The following is a 16,325-nucleotide window of genomic DNA, read 5'->3' as shown; positions in this document are numbered from 1 at the left end:
GTTAATGCAGTCAGTTGAGGGGTTCAACCAGCACACCTAAACTTTACCGCTATTCCGCTACTGGCGGCATCATCCGTTTGGATACATTTGAGTGAGTCAAAAGTGGTTGTATTAGCAAATGCTTATAAATGGGTATAAACTGGTAAAACCACTAGAAGGAGACACCATCATGAGCACACGTATTATTATTTTCACCGCCTTGACCCTGTTGGCTGGCAACGCATCGGCTGATTTTTTCGACGGTTTCGACATGGGCAATTTCTTCGGTAATAACCGCCAAGAACAAGCGCAACAAGCTAACGCTTTCGGGCAAACTCAGGGCAATGGCACTGCCAATGGGCAATCACGCGGGCGTGGCGAAGCCGACATTAATATGGATTTCGACCTGAATTTCCGCGCTAAAGCGAACAGTATTTTCAACGCTGACAGCCGTGCGGAAAGTCGCGGTGATGTCGCGCAGTACCAAGATCGGCAGTTGAATGCTAATGCTTATGGCTCGGCTTACAATGGCCTCAATACTGGCGCATACAGCTACCCGTATGCCTATCCGTACAACTATTACACAGCTTACCCGCAGCAAATGTATGCGCCAACGTACCCGGCCTATTACCCACAAACCTATTATCCGCAAGCACAAGGCTACTACCTGCCACCCGCGCAATAGGCTATAGTGAGGGGCAATATAATAAAGGCTACAGAAAAGGACTACTCTCATGCCACTATTGCGCCCACTTGCCTGGCTACTCGCCTTATTGCTGCTGATCGTGGCGGCAATCGCTGTTTTCGCGCTGACATTTGATGCCAACCGTTACAAACCCGAACTCGCGTCTTTGGTCAAGGAACAGACTGGGCGTAAACTCGATATTGACGGTGACATTCACCTCTCGTTTTATCCCGACATTGCCCTGCAACTGGGGCAAGTGAAACTCGGCAATGCTAAAGGTTTCGCCAATGAGCTGTTTGCTGAAGCGGATAATGCGCGCGTAACCGTGCAATTTTTGCCCCTGCTGGAGCAGCAACTCAAAATCAATGAAGTGCATTTGCGCGGCTTGAAACTGAATTTGCACCGCAATAAAAACGGTAAAACCAATTGGCAGGATTTATTGCCGGAAAATGCTACTAAGGCTAATGCCAACGCGGGCGAAGCCATGACGCGCTTATTGGGTGGCATGGTCATTACGGGCGTGAGCGTCGAGGATTCGCAACTGCGTTGGCGCGATGATCAGCAGGGCAAAAACCTGACTCTCGCCCCGCTCAATCTGAAAACGGGTACGTTTAACCCCGGTAAACCCGTCGATATTCGCATTGATACGCTGCTTACCCAAGACAAACCGGCGGTAACGATGCAGTTAACCCTCGCTACCACCGCGCAATTGGCTGAAAACCAACAAGACTTTTCGCTGGCTGACCTGCGCTTACAGGTCAAACAGGCCGGGCAGATAGATGCCAATCTTGGCGGCAATTTGCAAGGCAATTTGAAAAAAGAACGTGCCAGCATTCCTGACTTGCAGGCTGATGTCACTTTAGAGGGGTTGGGCAAAGCGACGCTGAGCAGCAAGCTGGACGTCAACCTTGCTAAAGAGCAGTTGGAAATGAATGACCTGAGCATCAACGCGACGGTGACATCCGCCGAGATTCCCGGTGGGCAATTGCAGCAGCAATCCAGCGGCACATTGAGCTTGAATCTGGACAGCGGCAAAGGCTTGCTCGATTTGCCGAATACCAACATTAATGCCGCCGACCAGCAATTGACCGGCAGTTTGCAAATGCGCGATCCGTTATTAGATAGCCGAAAAATTGACGGCAAGTTCAAGACCGAAAAACTCAGTTACCCCCCGTTTACTTTGCAGCAGGCAACGCTCGGCGTGCAATTTGAAAACGGGCAAGTCAAACTTACCCCCACGGGTACCTTGTTCAATGGCACGTATCAAGGTGAGATTAACCTTGATACCTTGCAAACCCCGGTGGCATTGAGCAGCGAACACACGGTAAAAAAATTGCGTACTGATGACTTGTTGTTTGCGCTCACTGAGGATCGTTTGATCACGGGAGCATTGGACATGACGGCAAAACTGGATTCCGTGGTAGGGGATACGCCAGCTTTCAAACAAAATCTCAATGGCACTATCGACCTTACCCTGAATGAAGGCACGATTCGCGATGCCAATTTCGCGCAAAAAACCCGTGAAGTGATTCAATTGTTTGAAAAAGAACGTATCAATGCGGTAGGTGAAACCGAAGTCACCTTCACCCAATTAAAGGGGCAGTGGCAAGTCAAACAAGGTGTGTTCCACACCGATGAAAACGTGATGCTTGCACCGCATTTTCAGGTGAAAGGCAATGGCGATGTGAATACCGTCAACGAATCGCTCGACTTCAAACTGCGCATTAGCGAAAAGCCCAAACCGGACAAGGCAGATGGCGTCTTTGCTCCCCTGCACATTCATGGCGCATGGGATAAGCCCAGTTACGAATTGGAACTGGATGTGTTGCTTAAAGAACGTGCCCAAGAAGAAGTGCAAAGTGAAGTGGATAAACTCGAACAACGCTTGAAAGATGAACTGAAAAAGAAGCTCAATGGCTTGTTTTAAGCACGTCTAGCACCTGTTGTAATTGCGCGAACGGTGTGTAGAAATGCGGCGAAAGTCGAATGCCACCGCCGCGTGTGGCACAGAAAATCCCCTGTGTTTGCAAGCGCTTGAACAGTGCTTCGTTGGTCTCGCGGCGTGAGCGGAACGTCACCATGCCGGAACGCCGTTGTATGCGTGTATCGCTGAGTATTTCCACATCTGGCAACGCCTGCAGCCCATCCAGCAAATATTGTACCCGCGCACTAAGCTGTTCCCACACCGCATCCATGCCGATTTCCAGCAATACCCCAAGGCTGGCGTGCAGCGCATGAATCCCCAGCATATTCGGGCTGCCGCATTCAAAGCGCCGCGCATCCCGCGCCGGTTGATAATCTTCCATGCTGTAATCGGTCAACCCTTCCGCCATGCGCCAGCCGTACTGGGTTAGGCGCAGTTGCTCCAGTATTTCACGGCGCACGTAAAACAGCGCCAAGCCCTCAGGCCCTAACATCCACTTATGCCCATCGGCGACCGCGAAATCGGCTTGCACTTGCTGCACATCAAACGGGATTGCCCCGATTTGTTGAATCGCATCCACGCAAAACAGAATGCCCTTGGCGCGGCAAAATGCCCCGACCTTTGCCAAATCCATGCGCAAGCCGTTGGTGTATTGCACCGCGCTAATGCTAATTAAACGGGTACGTGCGTCGCACAATGCCAGCAATGCCGTTTCGGGGTCAGCGGGATGTGCGCGCAAATCCAATTGGCGGAATTCCACGCCTTGGTTTGCCAATGATTGCCACACGTAGCGGTTGGAAGGGAATTCCTGACGAATGCCTACCACATTGTCGCCCGCGTGCCAGTCCAGCCCGTAGGCAACGAACGACAAACCTTCCGAGGTATTTTTTACCAGCGCAATATCGCCTGCGGCGGGGGCATTCAGCAATGCACGCGCTTGTTCACGCAAGGCTTGTTCTACCGTCAGCCAGTGCGGGTAATTGAGCGTGCCTTGGCGGGCATTTTCGGCGGCAAACGCTTGCACAGCATCGGCGGTGACTTGCGGCCACGGGGCAACCGCCGCGTGATTCAAATACAAACAGTTTTGCAGGGCAGGGAAGCGGCTTTCAGGTGTCGGCATGATCGGCTCACACGGTGCAGTAATAGATGCCGAAGAGATTAGCAGCATCCGTCCAATGTTGCTCACATTTGAAGCCCGCCGCCGTTGCCAGCGTGATGAATTCCTCAGGGTGGTACTTGTAAGAATTTTCGGTGTGAATGCGTTCGCCTTGCGCAAAGCGGAAAGTTTTACCCGCCACTTGCACGCTTTGGTCTTGCAGGCTAGTGAGGTGCATTTCAATCCGCCCCATCGCCTCGTTGTAGCACGCATAATGTGCAAACTGGTCGAGGTCGAACGTACCTTCCAACTCGTTATTAATGCGCACCAACAAATTCAGATTAAACGCCGCCGTCACACCTGCCGCATCGTTATACGCCGTTTCCAGCACCGCTTTATCTTTCTTACGATCTACCCCAATCAACAAGCCGCCGCCGCCGCCTTTGCCGACCAATTGCGCAATATTGAACAGAAAATGTTGCGCTTCCGGCAAATCGAAATTGCCCAAACTAGAGCCGGGGATGAATACCACACGCCGCCCAGCGGGTACATGTTGCGGCAAATGCAATTCGCGGGTGAAATCCAAACACGCCGCATGAACGTGCAACCACGGAAACGCAGCCCCCAAGGTTGCTGCCGATTGGCGCAGAAAATCGCCAGAAATATCCATCGGCACATACGCCGCCGGGCGCAACGCATCCAGCAACAATTGCACCTTCTCACAACTGCCGCTACCGGGTTCGATCAGCACCGTATCCTTGCCGATTAACGCTGCCATGTCCGCCGCATAGTCACGGTAAAGCTGCTTTTCGACGTGCGGCACGTAATATTCGGGCTGTTCCAAAATCGCTTCAAACAACTGCGAACCGCGTTCATCGTAGAAAAATTTCGGCGGAATCTGTTTGTGTTCGTGTGCCAACCCGTTCAGCACGGTTTGCCGGAAATTGTCCAACTCCGGCTGGTAATCGTGGAAGCTGACCTTGGTGGCTTTGGGGCAAATAGCGTTCATACGTCCTCCGCGAGACGGATACCGCTGAACTGCCAGCGGTCGTGGGGGTAAAAAAAGTTTCGGTATGTCGGGCGAATATGGTCGGGTGGTGTTATACACGCTCCGCCGCGCAATACCCACTGGTTGCACATGAATTTACCGTTATATTCGCCCATGCTGCCTTCCAGCGGTTGGAAACGCGGGTAGGCGGTGTAGGGCGAGGCTGTCCATTCCCACAGCGAGCCGTAGTGTTGCCCAACGCCTGCTTGCGGGTGGAAGGTCTTGCTGTCGGTGAAATGCCCCGTGATTGGCAATTCGCGCAATTGGTGTTCGAGTTCGGCTTCCAGTGGCAAGCGTTTGCTTGACCAACGGGCGAAGGCATCGGCTTCGTAATAGCTGGTGTGGGCAACGGGCGCGGCAAGGTTGAGCGGCTCGAAGCCGTGCAGGGTGAATTCGTACCACTGCCCATCACGCTGTTCCCAATACAAGGGCGCTTGCCAGCCGTGTTGTTTGCGATAATACCAGCCATCCGCCAGCCACAGTTCGGCGCGTTGATAGCCGCCGTCTTCGATGAAGGCGAGGTATTCGGCATTGGTGCTTAAGCGCGACGCGAGGCGGTGCGGTTCAAGCCAGACTTTGTGTTGCGGGCGTTCGTTGTCGTAGGCGAAGCTGTCACCGTCGAAGCCACTTTCAATCAAACCACCTGCGCGGGTTTCCCATTCGAGCGGGGCGGCTTTCTGCGCGGGCAAGGCTTTGGGCAAATAAATCGGGCGCAGCGGATTTCGCCAGAAGTTGTGTTTAATGTCCATGTACAGCAGTTCTTGGTGTTGCTGTTCATGGTGCAAGCCGAGCGTCACCCGTGCGGCGATGGCTTGCGCTTGGCTGGGGTCAGCGTGCGTCAGCAAATCCGCCATGCGCTCATCAATCGCGGCACGGTAAGCGTAAACCTCTTCCACCGTCGGGCGTGACATTAAGCCGCGTTCGGCGCGGGGTTGCATCGAGCCAACGGTTTGGTAATACGAGTTGAACAGGTAGTTGTATTCAGCGCGAAACGGTTGGTAATTTTTCACAAACGCTTGCAGCAAAAAGGTTTCAAAAAACCACGTCACATGCCCCAAGTGCCATTTCGGAGGGCTGGTTTCGACAATGCTTTGCAGTTGGTAATCGTCACGGGCAAGCGGGGCGCAAATCGCCGCGCTGGTGTGGCGGATGCGTTGGTATTCCGAAGCTAGGGCAGCAGTCATCTGACATTCCTTGATTGTTTGATGCTTTGTAATACGTTTTCGCGCCGAAGGCAGGTGTGCGCTATGATTGTGGGGGATTTGTATGACGGTAAAATTACATACCACGCAAACACCTAGCAACCTTTTCTGCCGCATCGAGCGTGCCAGCATACAAAACAGCAATCCGATCCGGCGTCGCCGTATCCGGCACAACCTTCACCCCATGCACTGCCGCAATCTCGGTATAATCAGCAGGCAATTCACCCTCACCAAACAGCGAATACACATAACCTTCGCGCACCGCTTCCAGCCCATGCCAGACGCGCTTATCCACCAATTCCACCCAAGCGGGGACAAAATGTGCGCCGTAAAAATCGAAGAAGCCGTTGGAGCCGCGCAAGTGCATTTCGATGACTTTGCCACCGATCATTTCTACATTGCACAGTCCGGTGTAACCGGGAAGTTGGGCTTGGATCAAATCGCGAAGCAGCGGCTCTAACGCGGGCAAACGCACCCCAATATGCCAGTAAATCGGGCGTTGTTTGTCTTTGGTGGCTGCGCCTTGCGTGTGGGCAAACCACAGCACTTTACCCGCGAGTACCAAACAGTCGGTGCTGGTGTGGTCGCCGACCAAGTATTCACTCCAAAAACAGCCGGGGGCGCATTGCGTATGCCCACTCGCCAAATCACCTGCGGTGGTGGCTTGTGCATCCAACGACATGCCCAGCAAATTGGTAATCGGCTTAACAAATAGCGGGGTTGCCGCGTCAATACCAACACTCAGCGGGTCAGTCTCACAAGGTGCAGCTTGCAAATCCTGCGCCAGCGCCAATTGCAGTTTGTCATACACATGGCGATGCTCAGGGTTTAAGCGCCACGCATGGGTATCGTTGACACCAATATCGTGCAGCGGTTCTGGTTGAAACAAATGCTGGCGGTGAGGTAAAACTCCGTGAAACGGCATCGGCAACTTTCCTATTAAAGGCGTGACACTTCACACAATAACGACTTAAACGGCGGAAACCCGCTGATCGGGTCAAGCTGGGTATCATCGGTCAACTCATTGATGTTCGCCTCGTTCCACCCGTGGAAACAATGCACCACACCTTGCTTCATAATATCCGTCACCGCCGCCCGAAACGTCACCGCGCCGCGTGGTGAACGGATTTCCACCGCATCACCCTCAACAATCCCTCGCACTGCCGCATCGTCGGGGTGAATTTGCACCCGTGGATACGGGTCATACGCCAATATTCCGGCGATATTGTGCTGCTGCGAATGCGTGAAAAACTTCTGCCGCCCGCCCGACGTTAATACCAGCGGATAATCCGCCAGCAATTCCGGCGTAGACAGCGGGCTTTCCATCGGTTCGCGGTAAGTCGGCAAGCCGTCGTAGCCGTGCGCTTTCAGTTCCACCGAATCGAATTCGATTTTGCCGGTGGCGGTGCGGAAGCCATTAATGCGCCATTGCCGATCCGCATCCAAAAAGCCCATTTCCACCAATTCTTCGATCACGGGGCTGTAAACGGTCACGCCCGCCGGGTTTTCCCACGCTTCTTTACGAATGTCGGGCGGCAAACCTTCCGCCATTTCTTCCCACGATGCCGCTAGGTTGCCGTGCCAGAATTGGTCTGCCATGCCGAGTTTTACACCGAGTTCGAGGAAGATTTGCCCGTCGGGTTTGGCTTCGCCGCGTGGGGGCAGGGCTTGGTGGCGGTATTTCACTTCGCCCTGATACGCGCAACCGGGGTAGGCGATCAGTGCGGTGCGTTCCAAACTGGTCGCGGCTGGCAATACGATGTCAGCTTGCAAGGTGGCGGGGTTGTGGAAAAAATCGGAGACGGCGAAAAATTCCAGTTCGCCCAAGGCGCGTTCCATGCGTTTGGAATTTGCCCACATCGCGGTATTAATGCCCATTGCGAGCAAGGCTTTGAGCGGTTGCGGCTTGCCTTCGAGGATGCAGTCCGGCATCAACATGCTTTGCGCGGCAGGCCAGTATTTTGTCCAAATCGGAAAGACTTCATCGCCAATGCGCGGCGGCAATTCGTTTTTGCACACGTCGAACAGCTCGATCGGCTTGGGCAATACTTTGTCGTTGAAAAAACGATTGCCACCTTCGCGGTCAATATTGCCGGTGACGGCAGAGAGCAAAATCATCGCGCGGTGATTCTGGAAGCCGTTGCTGTGTTGCACGGTGGAAGTGGGCGACATCGCAATTTGCGCGGGCTTGGTGGTAGCAAACATTTCTATCGCTGTGCGTAAGTCGGCTTCGTTAATGCCGCAAATCGCTGCGACTCGTTCCGGTGGGAATTCCTTGATGTAGTCGCGGAAAGCGTCCAGCCCATTCGCCCATTCATCCAGAAACGCCTGATCTTGCCAGCCATTCGCGAAAATCAGGTGGTGGAAACCAAGAGCGAGTGCGCCATCCGTGCCGGGGCGGATTTGCAAGTGAATGTCGGCAAGTTCCGCTGTTTCGGTGCGACGCGGGTCAACCACGATCATTTTGCGCCCTTTTTTGCGGCTGGCAAGGTGGTGATTTTCAAACGGTGGAATCGAGCCGGAGGCGTTGGTTGACCACACCAACACGCATTGGGTTTTCGGCGATTCGACGGTGGAGGTGGTTTTGAGCTTGTAACCGTAGGTGAGTTTTTCCGCGACCATCGTTGCCGAGAAGCAGCAGCCGGATTCGGTGAGGTAATTGGGGCTGCCGAAAGCGTGCGCGAGGCGTTGCAATTGCGGGCGGGCTTCTTTGGTGTATCCGGCGAAAAACCCGACGGCGGGTGCGCCGTGCTGCGCTTTGGCTTTCTGCAAAGCGGCGGTAATGGTGTCGAGGGCTTCTTCCCAACTGATACGCTCAAATTCACCGGAGCCTTTTGCGCCGACACGTTTGAGTGGGTAAAGTAAACGGTCAGGGTGGTATTGGCGTTCGAGTTGCAATTGTCCACGGGGGCAGTTGGGCAAGCCTTCCACTTTAATGGCGCGGCCGCTGGGGTCGATGGTGACATCGAACAGGCAATTGGCATCGCATTCGTAACAGGTGGTGCTTTTGACGACGTTAGTCATGGCTAGTCTCGTGGTGATCGAATGGCGCTAGTGTAGTGTAGATTGCCAAGCGGGTTAGAATGACCACCTAACGCGCTAGGGAATTTGCTATGATGCTTTCAGTTTCAAGAGGAGAGTGAGTATGTTGGATTGGAAAACGATTTTGCAGTTTGCCGATCATGGCAACCCAGTGCCTGAGCGCACCGTGACCAAAACCGCTGCCGAATGGCAGGCGCAACTGAGCGATGATCAATATTACGTTACCCGCCGCCAAGGAACAGAACGCCCGTTTAGCTCGGTCATGTGCGGTTTGTTTGAGCCGGGTCTGTACGGCTGCGTGTGTTGCGACACGTTGCTGTTTGATGCGTCGGAAAAATTTGATTCAGGTACCGGCTGGCCGTCTTTCACGCAACCCATTAAGGAAAACGCGATTGCTTACCATGCGGATCGTTCGCGCGGCATGACGCGGGTGGAAACCACGTGCAATACGTGCGGCGCACATTTGGGGCATGTGTTCCCCGATGGCCCCGCGCCCAGTGGCCTGCGTTATTGCATGAATGCGGTGGCGTTGAAGAAGGTCAAAGCGTAATATCCCTGTCATGAAAGAACGCATCCAAAAAATCCTCTCGCGCGCGGGTTACGGCTCACGTCGTGAAATCGAGCGCATGGTCAATGCTGGCGAAATTCTGGTGAACGGTCAACGCGCCGAATCCGGTCAAGCCATCGACGAAAACGATCAAGTGAGCTTGCGCGGGCAACGCCTGCACTTGAGTTCCCGCGTCAATGCCACCCACAAAGTGCTGATGTACCACAAGCCTGCGGGTGAAGTGTGTACCTTGAGTGACCCGGACGGTCGCCCAACGGTTTTTGACAGCTTGCCGAAAATCCGCGCGGGGCGTTGGATTATGGTCGGGCGTCTCGACATCAATACCGATGGCTTATTGCTGTTCACCACCGATGGCGAATTGGCGAATAAGCTCATGCATCCGTCGTCTGAGATCGAGCGCGAATACGCTTGCCGCGTGTTGGGCGAAGTCAACAATGAAATGCTGATCCGTTTGCAGGAAGGCGTGGAATTGGAAGATGGCAAAGCCAACTTCATGCGTATCAAAGACGCAGGCGGCGAAGGGGTCAACCATTGGTATCACGTCGTGCTTGCCGAGGGTCGCAATCGCGAAGTGCGCCGTTTGTGGGAATCGCAAGGCGTGAAAATCAGCCGTTTGATTCGGGTGCGTTACGGCAATATTATGCTGCCGCGTTATTTGCGCAGCGGGCATCACAAAGAGCTGGAAGTGCGCGAATTACGCAAACTCTACGGCTTGGTGAACATGGCATTTGAAGACGGTTCGGACTTTACCGCTGAACGCCCGGAACGCCGTTCTGGGGCAAGACCGGGGATGAAAACGGTGGACAGTGGGCGCACGGCGATTGGCGGCAGTCATCCGTCAGCACGTCGGTCGAGTTTGGCGCGACCCGGCAGTTCTGAGCGTTCTAGCAGTCCGGCGCGTCCGACTGTTAGCCGTCGTCCTAGTAGTGGCAGCGGTGCAGGCAAGCGCCCGCAACCGCGTGGGCGTGGCTAATAATACGACGGTACGTTAGCGGGCGCTTATCGCTTATAATCGCATTCCGCAATAACATCCGGTGACGAAACTCTTATGCAACAACGATTACACTACGTTTACTTATTGCTGTTTGCGCTCCTTTGCTGGCTACCGTCTGCCAGTGCGGATGACACGCTAAAGATCGGCGTTAAATTGTCTGAACCGTGGGTTATGTATGACCCCAATGTGGCGGAGGAGCAGCGCCAGCCGACCGGATTTAGCATTGATTTGTGGAAGGCGTTAGCCGATAAACTCGGTGTGCAAACCGAGTGGGTTTACTTTGATACGACCAAAGATTTGGTCACGGCGGCGGCTGATAGCAAGGTGGATGCGGCGATTTCTGCCATTACGGTGACAGCACAGCGCGAAGCCTCGGTGGATTTTTCCAACTCCATGTATGAGTTGGGGCTGCAAATCATGGTTGCTCCCGAATTTCAGCAATCGAACCCGTTTGGCATTATGTTGCGTGAATTGGGGCGCTTGTTTTCTTGGCAAGCGGCGTTGTTTTTCTTGTTGATCCTGTTTATCACGGCAAACTTGCGCTTGTGGGCGGATCGTTATCAAACGGCTGAGCCTGCTTTTCCGCGTGGTTATGTTCCCGGTATTCGTGAAGCACTGTGGTGGGGGATAACCATGTTGTTGACCTGGGAAACACCGCATAGCCGTGGTTTAGCGCGGGTCATTGATTTGACGTGGCACTTGATGGGTTTGATTTTGTTGAGCATTCTCACGGCTGTTGTGACCAGTGCATTGACGGCGCAAGCCGTCAGTGGAGCCATCGGTTCCGAGAAAGATTTACCCGGCAAACGGGTAGTGGCGGTGGCAACGGATGCGCCACGCACTTGGTTGGAGCAAAATGGCATCACCGTTACACCCGTGGACAGTATTGAGGCAGGCATTGAGCGGGTACGCAAGGGCGAGGCAGATGCGTTGGTACACGACGGGCCGCGTTTAACGTACCTTGCCAATCAACTGAATCAAGCGGAAGGTCGGAAGGTGTTGGCGGTGGTTCCCGCGTTATTTAACCCGCAAAACTATGGCATTGCGTTTGCGGATGGTAGCCCGCTACGTGAGCAAGTGAACCGTGCGTTATTGCAGTTGCGCGAATCCCAAGATGGCAAAGCCAGCCTTCATAAGGACTTGCAGGATAAATGGATTAAGGATTGAGTGGCTATCCGTTAAAATTTTAAAAACGCTGCCTTTCTCCATACTTGTTACCCATTCTGCCGGTATTTTACAGGTTGGAGGTACTGATACGATGCGGCTGAATATTTTCTCTAAACTATTTTTAGCGATGTTACTCGCGACCATTGTGGTCGTGTTGGTGATGGTGGTTTTCATGAACTGGAGTTTCCGTAACGGTTTTGCAAACTACCATAATGCTGAAGAATTGAATAAGGTGCAGGAATTGGCGGGTAAGTTGAGTCAAGAATTCGCAGCCCATCGCAATTGGGATTTCATCCGTGATACGCCTCAGCAATGGGGTCAATTACTGGCAAGTATTGGCGAATTTCCACCCCCGCCACCACCTAGCTCCGAATTCACCCGCATGAAGCCACCGGAGCGTGGAAAACCACCACCACGCCCCTTGAGTGTGCGCCTGAACTTGCTGGATGCCGATCAACAACTGATCATCGGCAATCCAAGTCATGTAGCATCGCACCCTGGTGATAAAGGTATCCTGACAACAATCGCCATCCATGCTTCCGGTAAGGTTGTGGGTTGGCTAAGTGTGCGCCAAGGCGGTAGGATTCCCAACGATTTGGCTGGCACCTTTCTAAGTCAGCAATTGCGCAACCTCTACCTAATCGCCCTGTTTGCGGCTGGATTATCGTTTTTGCTGGCACTGGTGTTGGTTAGGCATCTGCTACGCCCTGTGCATTCCCTGACTCAAGGGGCGCAAGCGTTGACCACCGGCAAGTTCGATACTCGTATTGTGGTTAGTGCGCAGGATGAATTAGGGCGTCTGGCACAAGCTTTCAATACGTTGGCAGAAGCCTTGCAACGCAATGCCATCTTGCGCCAGCAGTGGGTTGCCGATATTTCTCACGAGTTGCGTACCCCACTGGCTATTTTGCGTAGCGAAATCGAAGCGCTGCTAGACGGCATTCGCGAACCGACTTCGGCACGCCTCCAGTCGCTGCTGGTTGATACATTGGCGATGGGAAAACTGGTGGAAGATTTGCACCAACTGGCTTTGTCCGACAGTGCCGAAATGACCCTGAGTAGTGAACCCGTGAATTTGACTGCTGTCCTCACGGAGGTCGCCTTGGGTGCGGAAGCGCGTTTGCAGGAAAAGCATATTCGTTTGACGACCCGTTTCGAGCGGAAGCAACCCCTGTGGATACGTGCCGATATGGAGCGTCTGTACCAACTGTTCGCCAACCTATTGAGCAACAGTTACCGTTATACCCATGCGAGCGGGCAGGTGGAAATACTGGCAAAGCGGCAAGACGACAGGGTTGTCGTGAGTATTCAGGACAGTGCGCCGGGGGTGCCGGATGCGGCGTTACCCCACTTGTTTGAACGCCTGTTTCGGGTGGATAAATCACGCAGCCGGGCTTTGGGGGGTTCTGGCTTGGGTTTGTCGATCTGTAAAAATTACGTAGAAGCGCTCGGCGGTACAATTCGGGCAGCGCATTCGCCGTTGGGCGGGTTGCTGATTGAAGTGACGTTTCCAATACTAAAGCAGGTCTAATGAGCTTAGTGGTGATGCGCAAACAACAACATGGCTAACACCATTAAGGTACTGGCTACTAACCAAGAGCCGAGTACGCGCAACACCAAACCTTCCCAGCGAATGCGCAAATAGCTCGCCACCGCCGCACTCAGCAATACAGTGAGCGTGGCACTGACGATAACCCCGAATGTAGCATTCTTGATGATAAACGCTTGCGACCCTAACATCAGATTGGGTGCTAACGCTGCACTAGCCAACAGCCCCAGCGTACCGGCGCAAAAAGTGACGATGCATAGCGGAACAGCGAGGCGCAATGCCAGTAAAACCCCCATCAAACCCGCCACGGCAAGCAACGGTATTTCCCATTCCCCAGCCAGTATTACCCAGCGGGTCAGTAACAGCCCCAAGCTGATGCTCAGAAAAAATGCGCCGATCCCGAAGCGTAACGCTTGTTTGCCTTGTTGCCCTAACAACAAGCCCAAGCCGATGAAAGCGAGGGCTTGCGTTGGTGCTTGCCAAGGTTGAATGAATCCATACCAGAAAAAAGAAATATGCATCAGGTTGATCTACAGCAGTCCAGTCAAAAAACCCACGCCAGCCAAACTGATGACTGCGCCACCCGCACGCACTGCGTTACCTCCCCACGACCAGCGGGTCAGTTCACCCAGTGCAATCCCTGAGAGGTGTAACAGTCCGGTGGCGATAACAAATCCAAGGCTGTACGCCAGAGGATTCGCGGCATCCGGTAATTCAGTGCCGTGTGCATGACCGTGAAAAATGGCAAAGGTACCCACCAAAACCGCCGTTACCAGTAATGGCGGGCGCACCGCGAACAGCACCATCAACCCTAGCACCAATGCTGACAGGGCAATGCCGATTTCAACCCCAGGAATGGGAATGCCGATAATACCCAAGACGCCGCCGCCCGCCATGACGACGGGGAATACCACCGGCAGTATCCAAAGCGCGGGTCTGCCTAGAAATGCACCCCATAAGCCAACGGCTACCATAGCAGCGACGTGATCCCAACCGAAAAGAGGATGGGTAAAGCCACTAAAAAAACCACCACTCATGCCCATTGCGTCAGCATGAGCCCATGCGTTGCCGGTTATCACCAAGAGCAATAAGGCAAGGCTAAAACGTTGTTTGACTAAACTCATGGATGGTTCCTCGGTGTGCTAATGACAGGATTATACCTTACTGCGCTGGAGCATTAACCGTCAGTTCCAGCGGAGTATCACCCAGCGGTTTCATAAAAAAACCGTCTTCCTTGAACAGGAGCAACTGCTTGCCTGACTCCAAGGGCTTGAGCGTTACTTTCAACAGAGGGGCAGTAGCCCACGCGTATTGTTGTATCAAGTGTATATGACTGATACGAATTTCGCCTTGCTTGCCGGTCTCGCTTTCGGAAATCGGCAAATCAAACAGGTTGGGCGTTAGCCGTTCGCCTGCCGCGTTACTGACACTAAAATACGCTTGCAACCACTGTTTGATGGCTGGCAATTGCTGGTCAAATTCGGTCTGGGTAAGTTTTCCATCCTGATTGGTATCGAAGCTTGTCAACGTTGAGGCATTGAGATGCGTTTCCAGATACAAATGACCGGGTTCAGCGCGTAACTGGATCAGGTTGTTATGACCGCCGTGCGCCAGCAGCGGCATTGCCGATAGCATCAATAAACCGGCGACGGCTGTCGCCGCCACCTTGTACAAATTTTTCATGGGTTGTGTCCTGAAGGTATGGGCAATTAGATGGGTGGTGGGCCGCCTGCACCACCGGGGCCACCTGCGCCGCCGCCCGTAAAGCTGCTATCTGGCGTGCCATACACACAGTCCGCAACGTAAGGGTAATCGTCGGTCACATAATAATGGTAAGTACCTGCTGGGTATTCGGGGGTAATGCCAAAGCGTCCATTACACTCATCCAAATCGCCGGAGGCTGCTACGTATTGCCAGTCTTGAATAAACGTGCCGTCGTAAGCACCACCGGGTCCGCTGGGGCGTGTGCCGGATTTGAGTTCGTAACTGCCGGTGATTTTTCTGATGGCACTGCTGGTATCCATGGGATTGCTGTAACCCCAGCGGGCATAAATGGGGAAACCATCGGCAGCATAACCCACCATCGTCATTTTCTTGCCGGTATCGCCCAGTTTGTTGATCAAGCCTTCCGGCAGACCGTGGTAATGGTAGTTGCCGGTAGGCTGTACGTGACCGTTATTGCAGTCTGTCCCCAGCCAACTCCACTCAAATTTGCCGCTGGCAAGGCCGGGGGTGACGGCCTCATAACGCCAATTACACGCGGTTTCGTTGTTGTAACATTCGGCAGTATTACGATCGAATGTGACGCCATCCAAGGTGAAACCAAAATTTTTCACATTAGTCCGGGTACTCTGTTTTTGCGGGGAACGCGGTATCGACGCTGACAGTGTTTGTGGAGTAATGCTGTTAGGGTTGCCTGCATTGGGGAACGTCCCAACCGCAAGGGCAGGGATCGCATTAATGCTGTAAGTGATTTTATCGGTTGAGGTGCTGGTGGTAACAGTCGAGGTATAGCCGGTATTACGCAGGTCTTCGGTGCATGACCAACCGGATTTATTGGAGAAATCACCCAGTGCCGTCGCGTCAGCGGTACTGATGGGTTTCCAGACTTCCACGCTTACCTCGGTTGAACTGTTGGCACTCGCAGTACTGGCGGTAACTTTGAAGCGCAGTGTCGTGGTGGCAGTCACGCTGGGTGCTGCAAAACTGAGGGTTGAGGTGTTGGTATTGCCCAAGGTTACGGCAGAACCTGCTGTTTGTGTCCAAGCATAAGTGGCGCTGCTATCAGAAGCCGTGGCAATGAGCGTGACGTTGGTGCCTTCTGAAACCACTTGGTCGTAGTTGGCGGTGACTTTTAGGGCTGATGAACCCGTCGTAGTGGTAGTGCCAGTGCTTGTGGTGGTATCTGTTGCTGTCGCGGTATCCGTCGTGGTTGTGGTCGTAGTAGAAGAGCTACCGCCACAAGCCGTTAATGCGCACCCTAGTAGCAGCACCGTGATTGGACTTTTTAACGCATTCATAGAAGTTCCTCGCAAATCAATAAAACACATGAGTGGCTAATTTAAAATCAC

The 16,325-nt window shown here is 53.5% G+C and carries 15 protein-coding genes; 6 read left to right on the top strand and 9 right to left on the bottom strand.

What is annotated here, in order from left to right:
• Nucleotides 1–169 precede the first annotated feature (169 nt).
• Both L3K52_01270 and L3K52_01265 read left to right on the top strand, forming a co-directional pair.
• A complete protein-coding gene (locus L3K52_01270) occupies nt 170–664 on the top strand; it encodes a hypothetical protein (protein UOG92379.1) in 495 nt (164 codons plus the stop codon).
• 49 nt (nt 665–713) lie between these two features.
• Complete coding sequence (locus L3K52_01265; GenBank protein UOG92378.1) at nt 714–2,591, top strand: AsmA family protein; 1,878 nt, start codon at nt 714–716, stop codon at nt 2,589–2,591.
• Here the strand turns inward: L3K52_01265 and L3K52_01260 are convergent.
• From L3K52_01260 to L3K52_01240, 5 genes are all read right to left on the bottom strand, one after another.
• Nucleotides 2,575–3,708, bottom strand: a complete 1,134-nt coding sequence (locus L3K52_01260; GenBank protein UOG92377.1) for an aminotransferase class V-fold PLP-dependent enzyme — start codon at nt 3,706–3,708, stop codon at nt 2,575–2,577. The two genes, L3K52_01265 and L3K52_01260, sit on opposite strands and share 17 nt — an antisense overlap.
• Before the next feature lie 7 nt (nt 3,709–3,715).
• Nucleotides 3,716–4,693 (bottom strand): L-histidine N(alpha)-methyltransferase, encoded by a 978-nt coding sequence (gene egtD, locus L3K52_01255; protein ID UOG92376.1) that lies wholly within the window; start codon nt 4,691–4,693, stop codon nt 3,716–3,718.
• Nucleotides 4,690–5,916 carry an ergothioneine biosynthesis protein EgtB gene (gene egtB, locus L3K52_01250; GenBank protein UOG92375.1) on the bottom strand — a complete coding sequence of 409 codons (1,227 nt, stop codon included), beginning with the start codon at nt 5,914–5,916 and terminating at the stop codon, nt 4,690–4,692. The genes egtD and egtB overlap by 4 nt, the downstream gene beginning before the upstream one ends.
• 94 nt (nt 5,917–6,010) lie before the next feature.
• Nucleotides 6,011–6,859: a hypothetical protein gene (locus L3K52_01245; protein UOG92374.1), complete on the bottom strand. Its 849-nt coding sequence runs from the start codon at nt 6,857–6,859 to the stop codon at nt 6,011–6,013.
• Between the two features lie 14 nt (nt 6,860–6,873).
• Complete coding sequence (locus L3K52_01240; GenBank protein UOG92373.1) at nt 6,874–8,958, bottom strand: molybdopterin-dependent oxidoreductase; 2,085 nt, start codon at nt 8,956–8,958, stop codon at nt 6,874–6,876.
• Nucleotides 8,959–9,079: 121 nt separating this feature from the next.
• Here L3K52_01240 and msrB point away from each other — a divergent pair, with 121 nt between their 5' ends.
• The 4 genes from msrB (at nt 9,080) to L3K52_01220 (ending at nt 13,236) form a co-directional block, all read left to right on the top strand.
• Complete coding sequence (gene msrB, locus L3K52_01235; protein UOG92372.1) at nt 9,080–9,526, top strand: peptide-methionine (R)-S-oxide reductase MsrB; 447 nt, start codon at nt 9,080–9,082, stop codon at nt 9,524–9,526.
• A gap of 10 nt (nt 9,527–9,536) precedes the next feature.
• Nucleotides 9,537–10,517 carry a pseudouridine synthase gene (locus L3K52_01230; GenBank protein ID UOG92371.1) on the top strand — a complete coding sequence of 327 codons (981 nt, stop codon included), beginning with the start codon at nt 9,537–9,539 and terminating at the stop codon, nt 10,515–10,517.
• 75 nt (nt 10,518–10,592) lie between these two features.
• Nucleotides 10,593–11,705 carry a transporter substrate-binding domain-containing protein gene (locus L3K52_01225; protein ID UOG92370.1) on the top strand — a complete coding sequence of 371 codons (1,113 nt, stop codon included), beginning with the start codon at nt 10,593–10,595 and terminating at the stop codon, nt 11,703–11,705.
• Nucleotides 11,706–11,796: 91 nt separating this feature from the next.
• Nucleotides 11,797–13,236, top strand: a complete 1,440-nt coding sequence (locus tag L3K52_01220; protein UOG92369.1) for an ATP-binding protein — start codon at nt 11,797–11,799, stop codon at nt 13,234–13,236.
• 5 nt (nt 13,237–13,241) lie between these two features.
• On the opposite strand, the gene L3K52_01215 is transcribed toward L3K52_01220, so the two are convergent.
• From L3K52_01215 to L3K52_01200, 4 genes are read right to left on the bottom strand one after another with little or no spacing between them, the layout of a single operon-like run.
• Nucleotides 13,242–13,775 carry a hypothetical protein gene (locus tag L3K52_01215; GenBank protein UOG92368.1) on the bottom strand — a complete coding sequence of 178 codons (534 nt, stop codon included), beginning with the start codon at nt 13,773–13,775 and terminating at the stop codon, nt 13,242–13,244.
• A gap of 9 nt (nt 13,776–13,784) precedes the next feature.
• Nucleotides 13,785–14,378 carry a HupE/UreJ family protein gene (locus L3K52_01210; GenBank protein UOG92367.1) on the bottom strand — a complete coding sequence of 198 codons (594 nt, stop codon included), beginning with the start codon at nt 14,376–14,378 and terminating at the stop codon, nt 13,785–13,787.
• Between the two features lie 37 nt (nt 14,379–14,415).
• Entirely contained in the window at nt 14,416–14,937 is a 522-nt protein-coding gene (locus L3K52_01205) for a hypothetical protein (protein ID UOG92366.1), read from the bottom strand.
• Between the two features lie 26 nt (nt 14,938–14,963).
• Nucleotides 14,964–16,274 (bottom strand): YHYH protein, encoded by a 1,311-nt coding sequence (locus L3K52_01200; protein ID UOG92365.1) that lies wholly within the window; start codon nt 16,272–16,274, stop codon nt 14,964–14,966.
• Between the last annotated feature and the right edge of the window lie 51 nt (nt 16,275–16,325).

Origin of the sequence: Candidatus Thiothrix sulfatifontis, from assembly GCA_022828425.1 — a bacterium.
Classification (GTDB): Bacteria; Pseudomonadota; Gammaproteobacteria; order Thiotrichales; family Thiotrichaceae; genus Thiothrix; species Thiothrix sulfatifontis.
The sequence above is the reverse complement of the archived record's forward strand: the minus strand, read 5'-3'. Positions and strand labels throughout refer to the sequence as shown.

What these genes read in the sequence shown, in the direction of transcription:
- L3K52_01270 (UOG92379.1), top strand. Translation starts at nt 170, where the DNA reads ATGAGCACACGTATTATTATTTTCACCGCCTTGACCCTGTTGGCTGGC.
- L3K52_01265 (UOG92378.1), top strand. Translation starts at nt 714, where the DNA reads ATGCCACTATTGCGCCCACTTGCCTGGCTACTCGCCTTATTGCTGCTG.
- L3K52_01260 (UOG92377.1), bottom strand. Translation starts at nt 3,708, where the DNA reads ATGCCGACACCTGAAAGCCGCTTCCCTGCCCTGCAAAACTGTTTGTAT.
- egtD (UOG92376.1), bottom strand. Translation starts at nt 4,693, where the DNA reads ATGAACGCTATTTGCCCCAAAGCCACCAAGGTCAGCTTCCACGATTAC.
- egtB (UOG92375.1), bottom strand. Translation starts at nt 5,916, where the DNA reads ATGACTGCTGCCCTAGCTTCGGAATACCAACGCATCCGCCACACCAGC.
- L3K52_01245 (UOG92374.1), bottom strand. Translation starts at nt 6,859, where the DNA reads ATGCCGTTTCACGGAGTTTTACCTCACCGCCAGCATTTGTTTCAACCA.
- L3K52_01240 (UOG92373.1), bottom strand. Translation starts at nt 8,958, where the DNA reads ATGACTAACGTCGTCAAAAGCACCACCTGTTACGAATGCGATGCCAAT.
- msrB (UOG92372.1), top strand. Translation starts at nt 9,080, where the DNA reads ATGTTGGATTGGAAAACGATTTTGCAGTTTGCCGATCATGGCAACCCA.
- L3K52_01230 (UOG92371.1), top strand. Translation starts at nt 9,537, where the DNA reads ATGAAAGAACGCATCCAAAAAATCCTCTCGCGCGCGGGTTACGGCTCA.
- L3K52_01225 (UOG92370.1), top strand. Translation starts at nt 10,593, where the DNA reads ATGCAACAACGATTACACTACGTTTACTTATTGCTGTTTGCGCTCCTT.
- L3K52_01220 (UOG92369.1), top strand. Translation starts at nt 11,797, where the DNA reads ATGCGGCTGAATATTTTCTCTAAACTATTTTTAGCGATGTTACTCGCG.
- L3K52_01215 (UOG92368.1), bottom strand. Translation starts at nt 13,775, where the DNA reads ATGCATATTTCTTTTTTCTGGTATGGATTCATTCAACCTTGGCAAGCA.
- L3K52_01210 (UOG92367.1), bottom strand. Translation starts at nt 14,378, where the DNA reads ATGAGTTTAGTCAAACAACGTTTTAGCCTTGCCTTATTGCTCTTGGTG.
- L3K52_01205 (UOG92366.1), bottom strand. Translation starts at nt 14,937, where the DNA reads ATGAAAAATTTGTACAAGGTGGCGGCGACAGCCGTCGCCGGTTTATTG.
- L3K52_01200 (UOG92365.1), bottom strand. Translation starts at nt 16,274, where the DNA reads ATGAATGCGTTAAAAAGTCCAATCACGGTGCTGCTACTAGGGTGCGCA.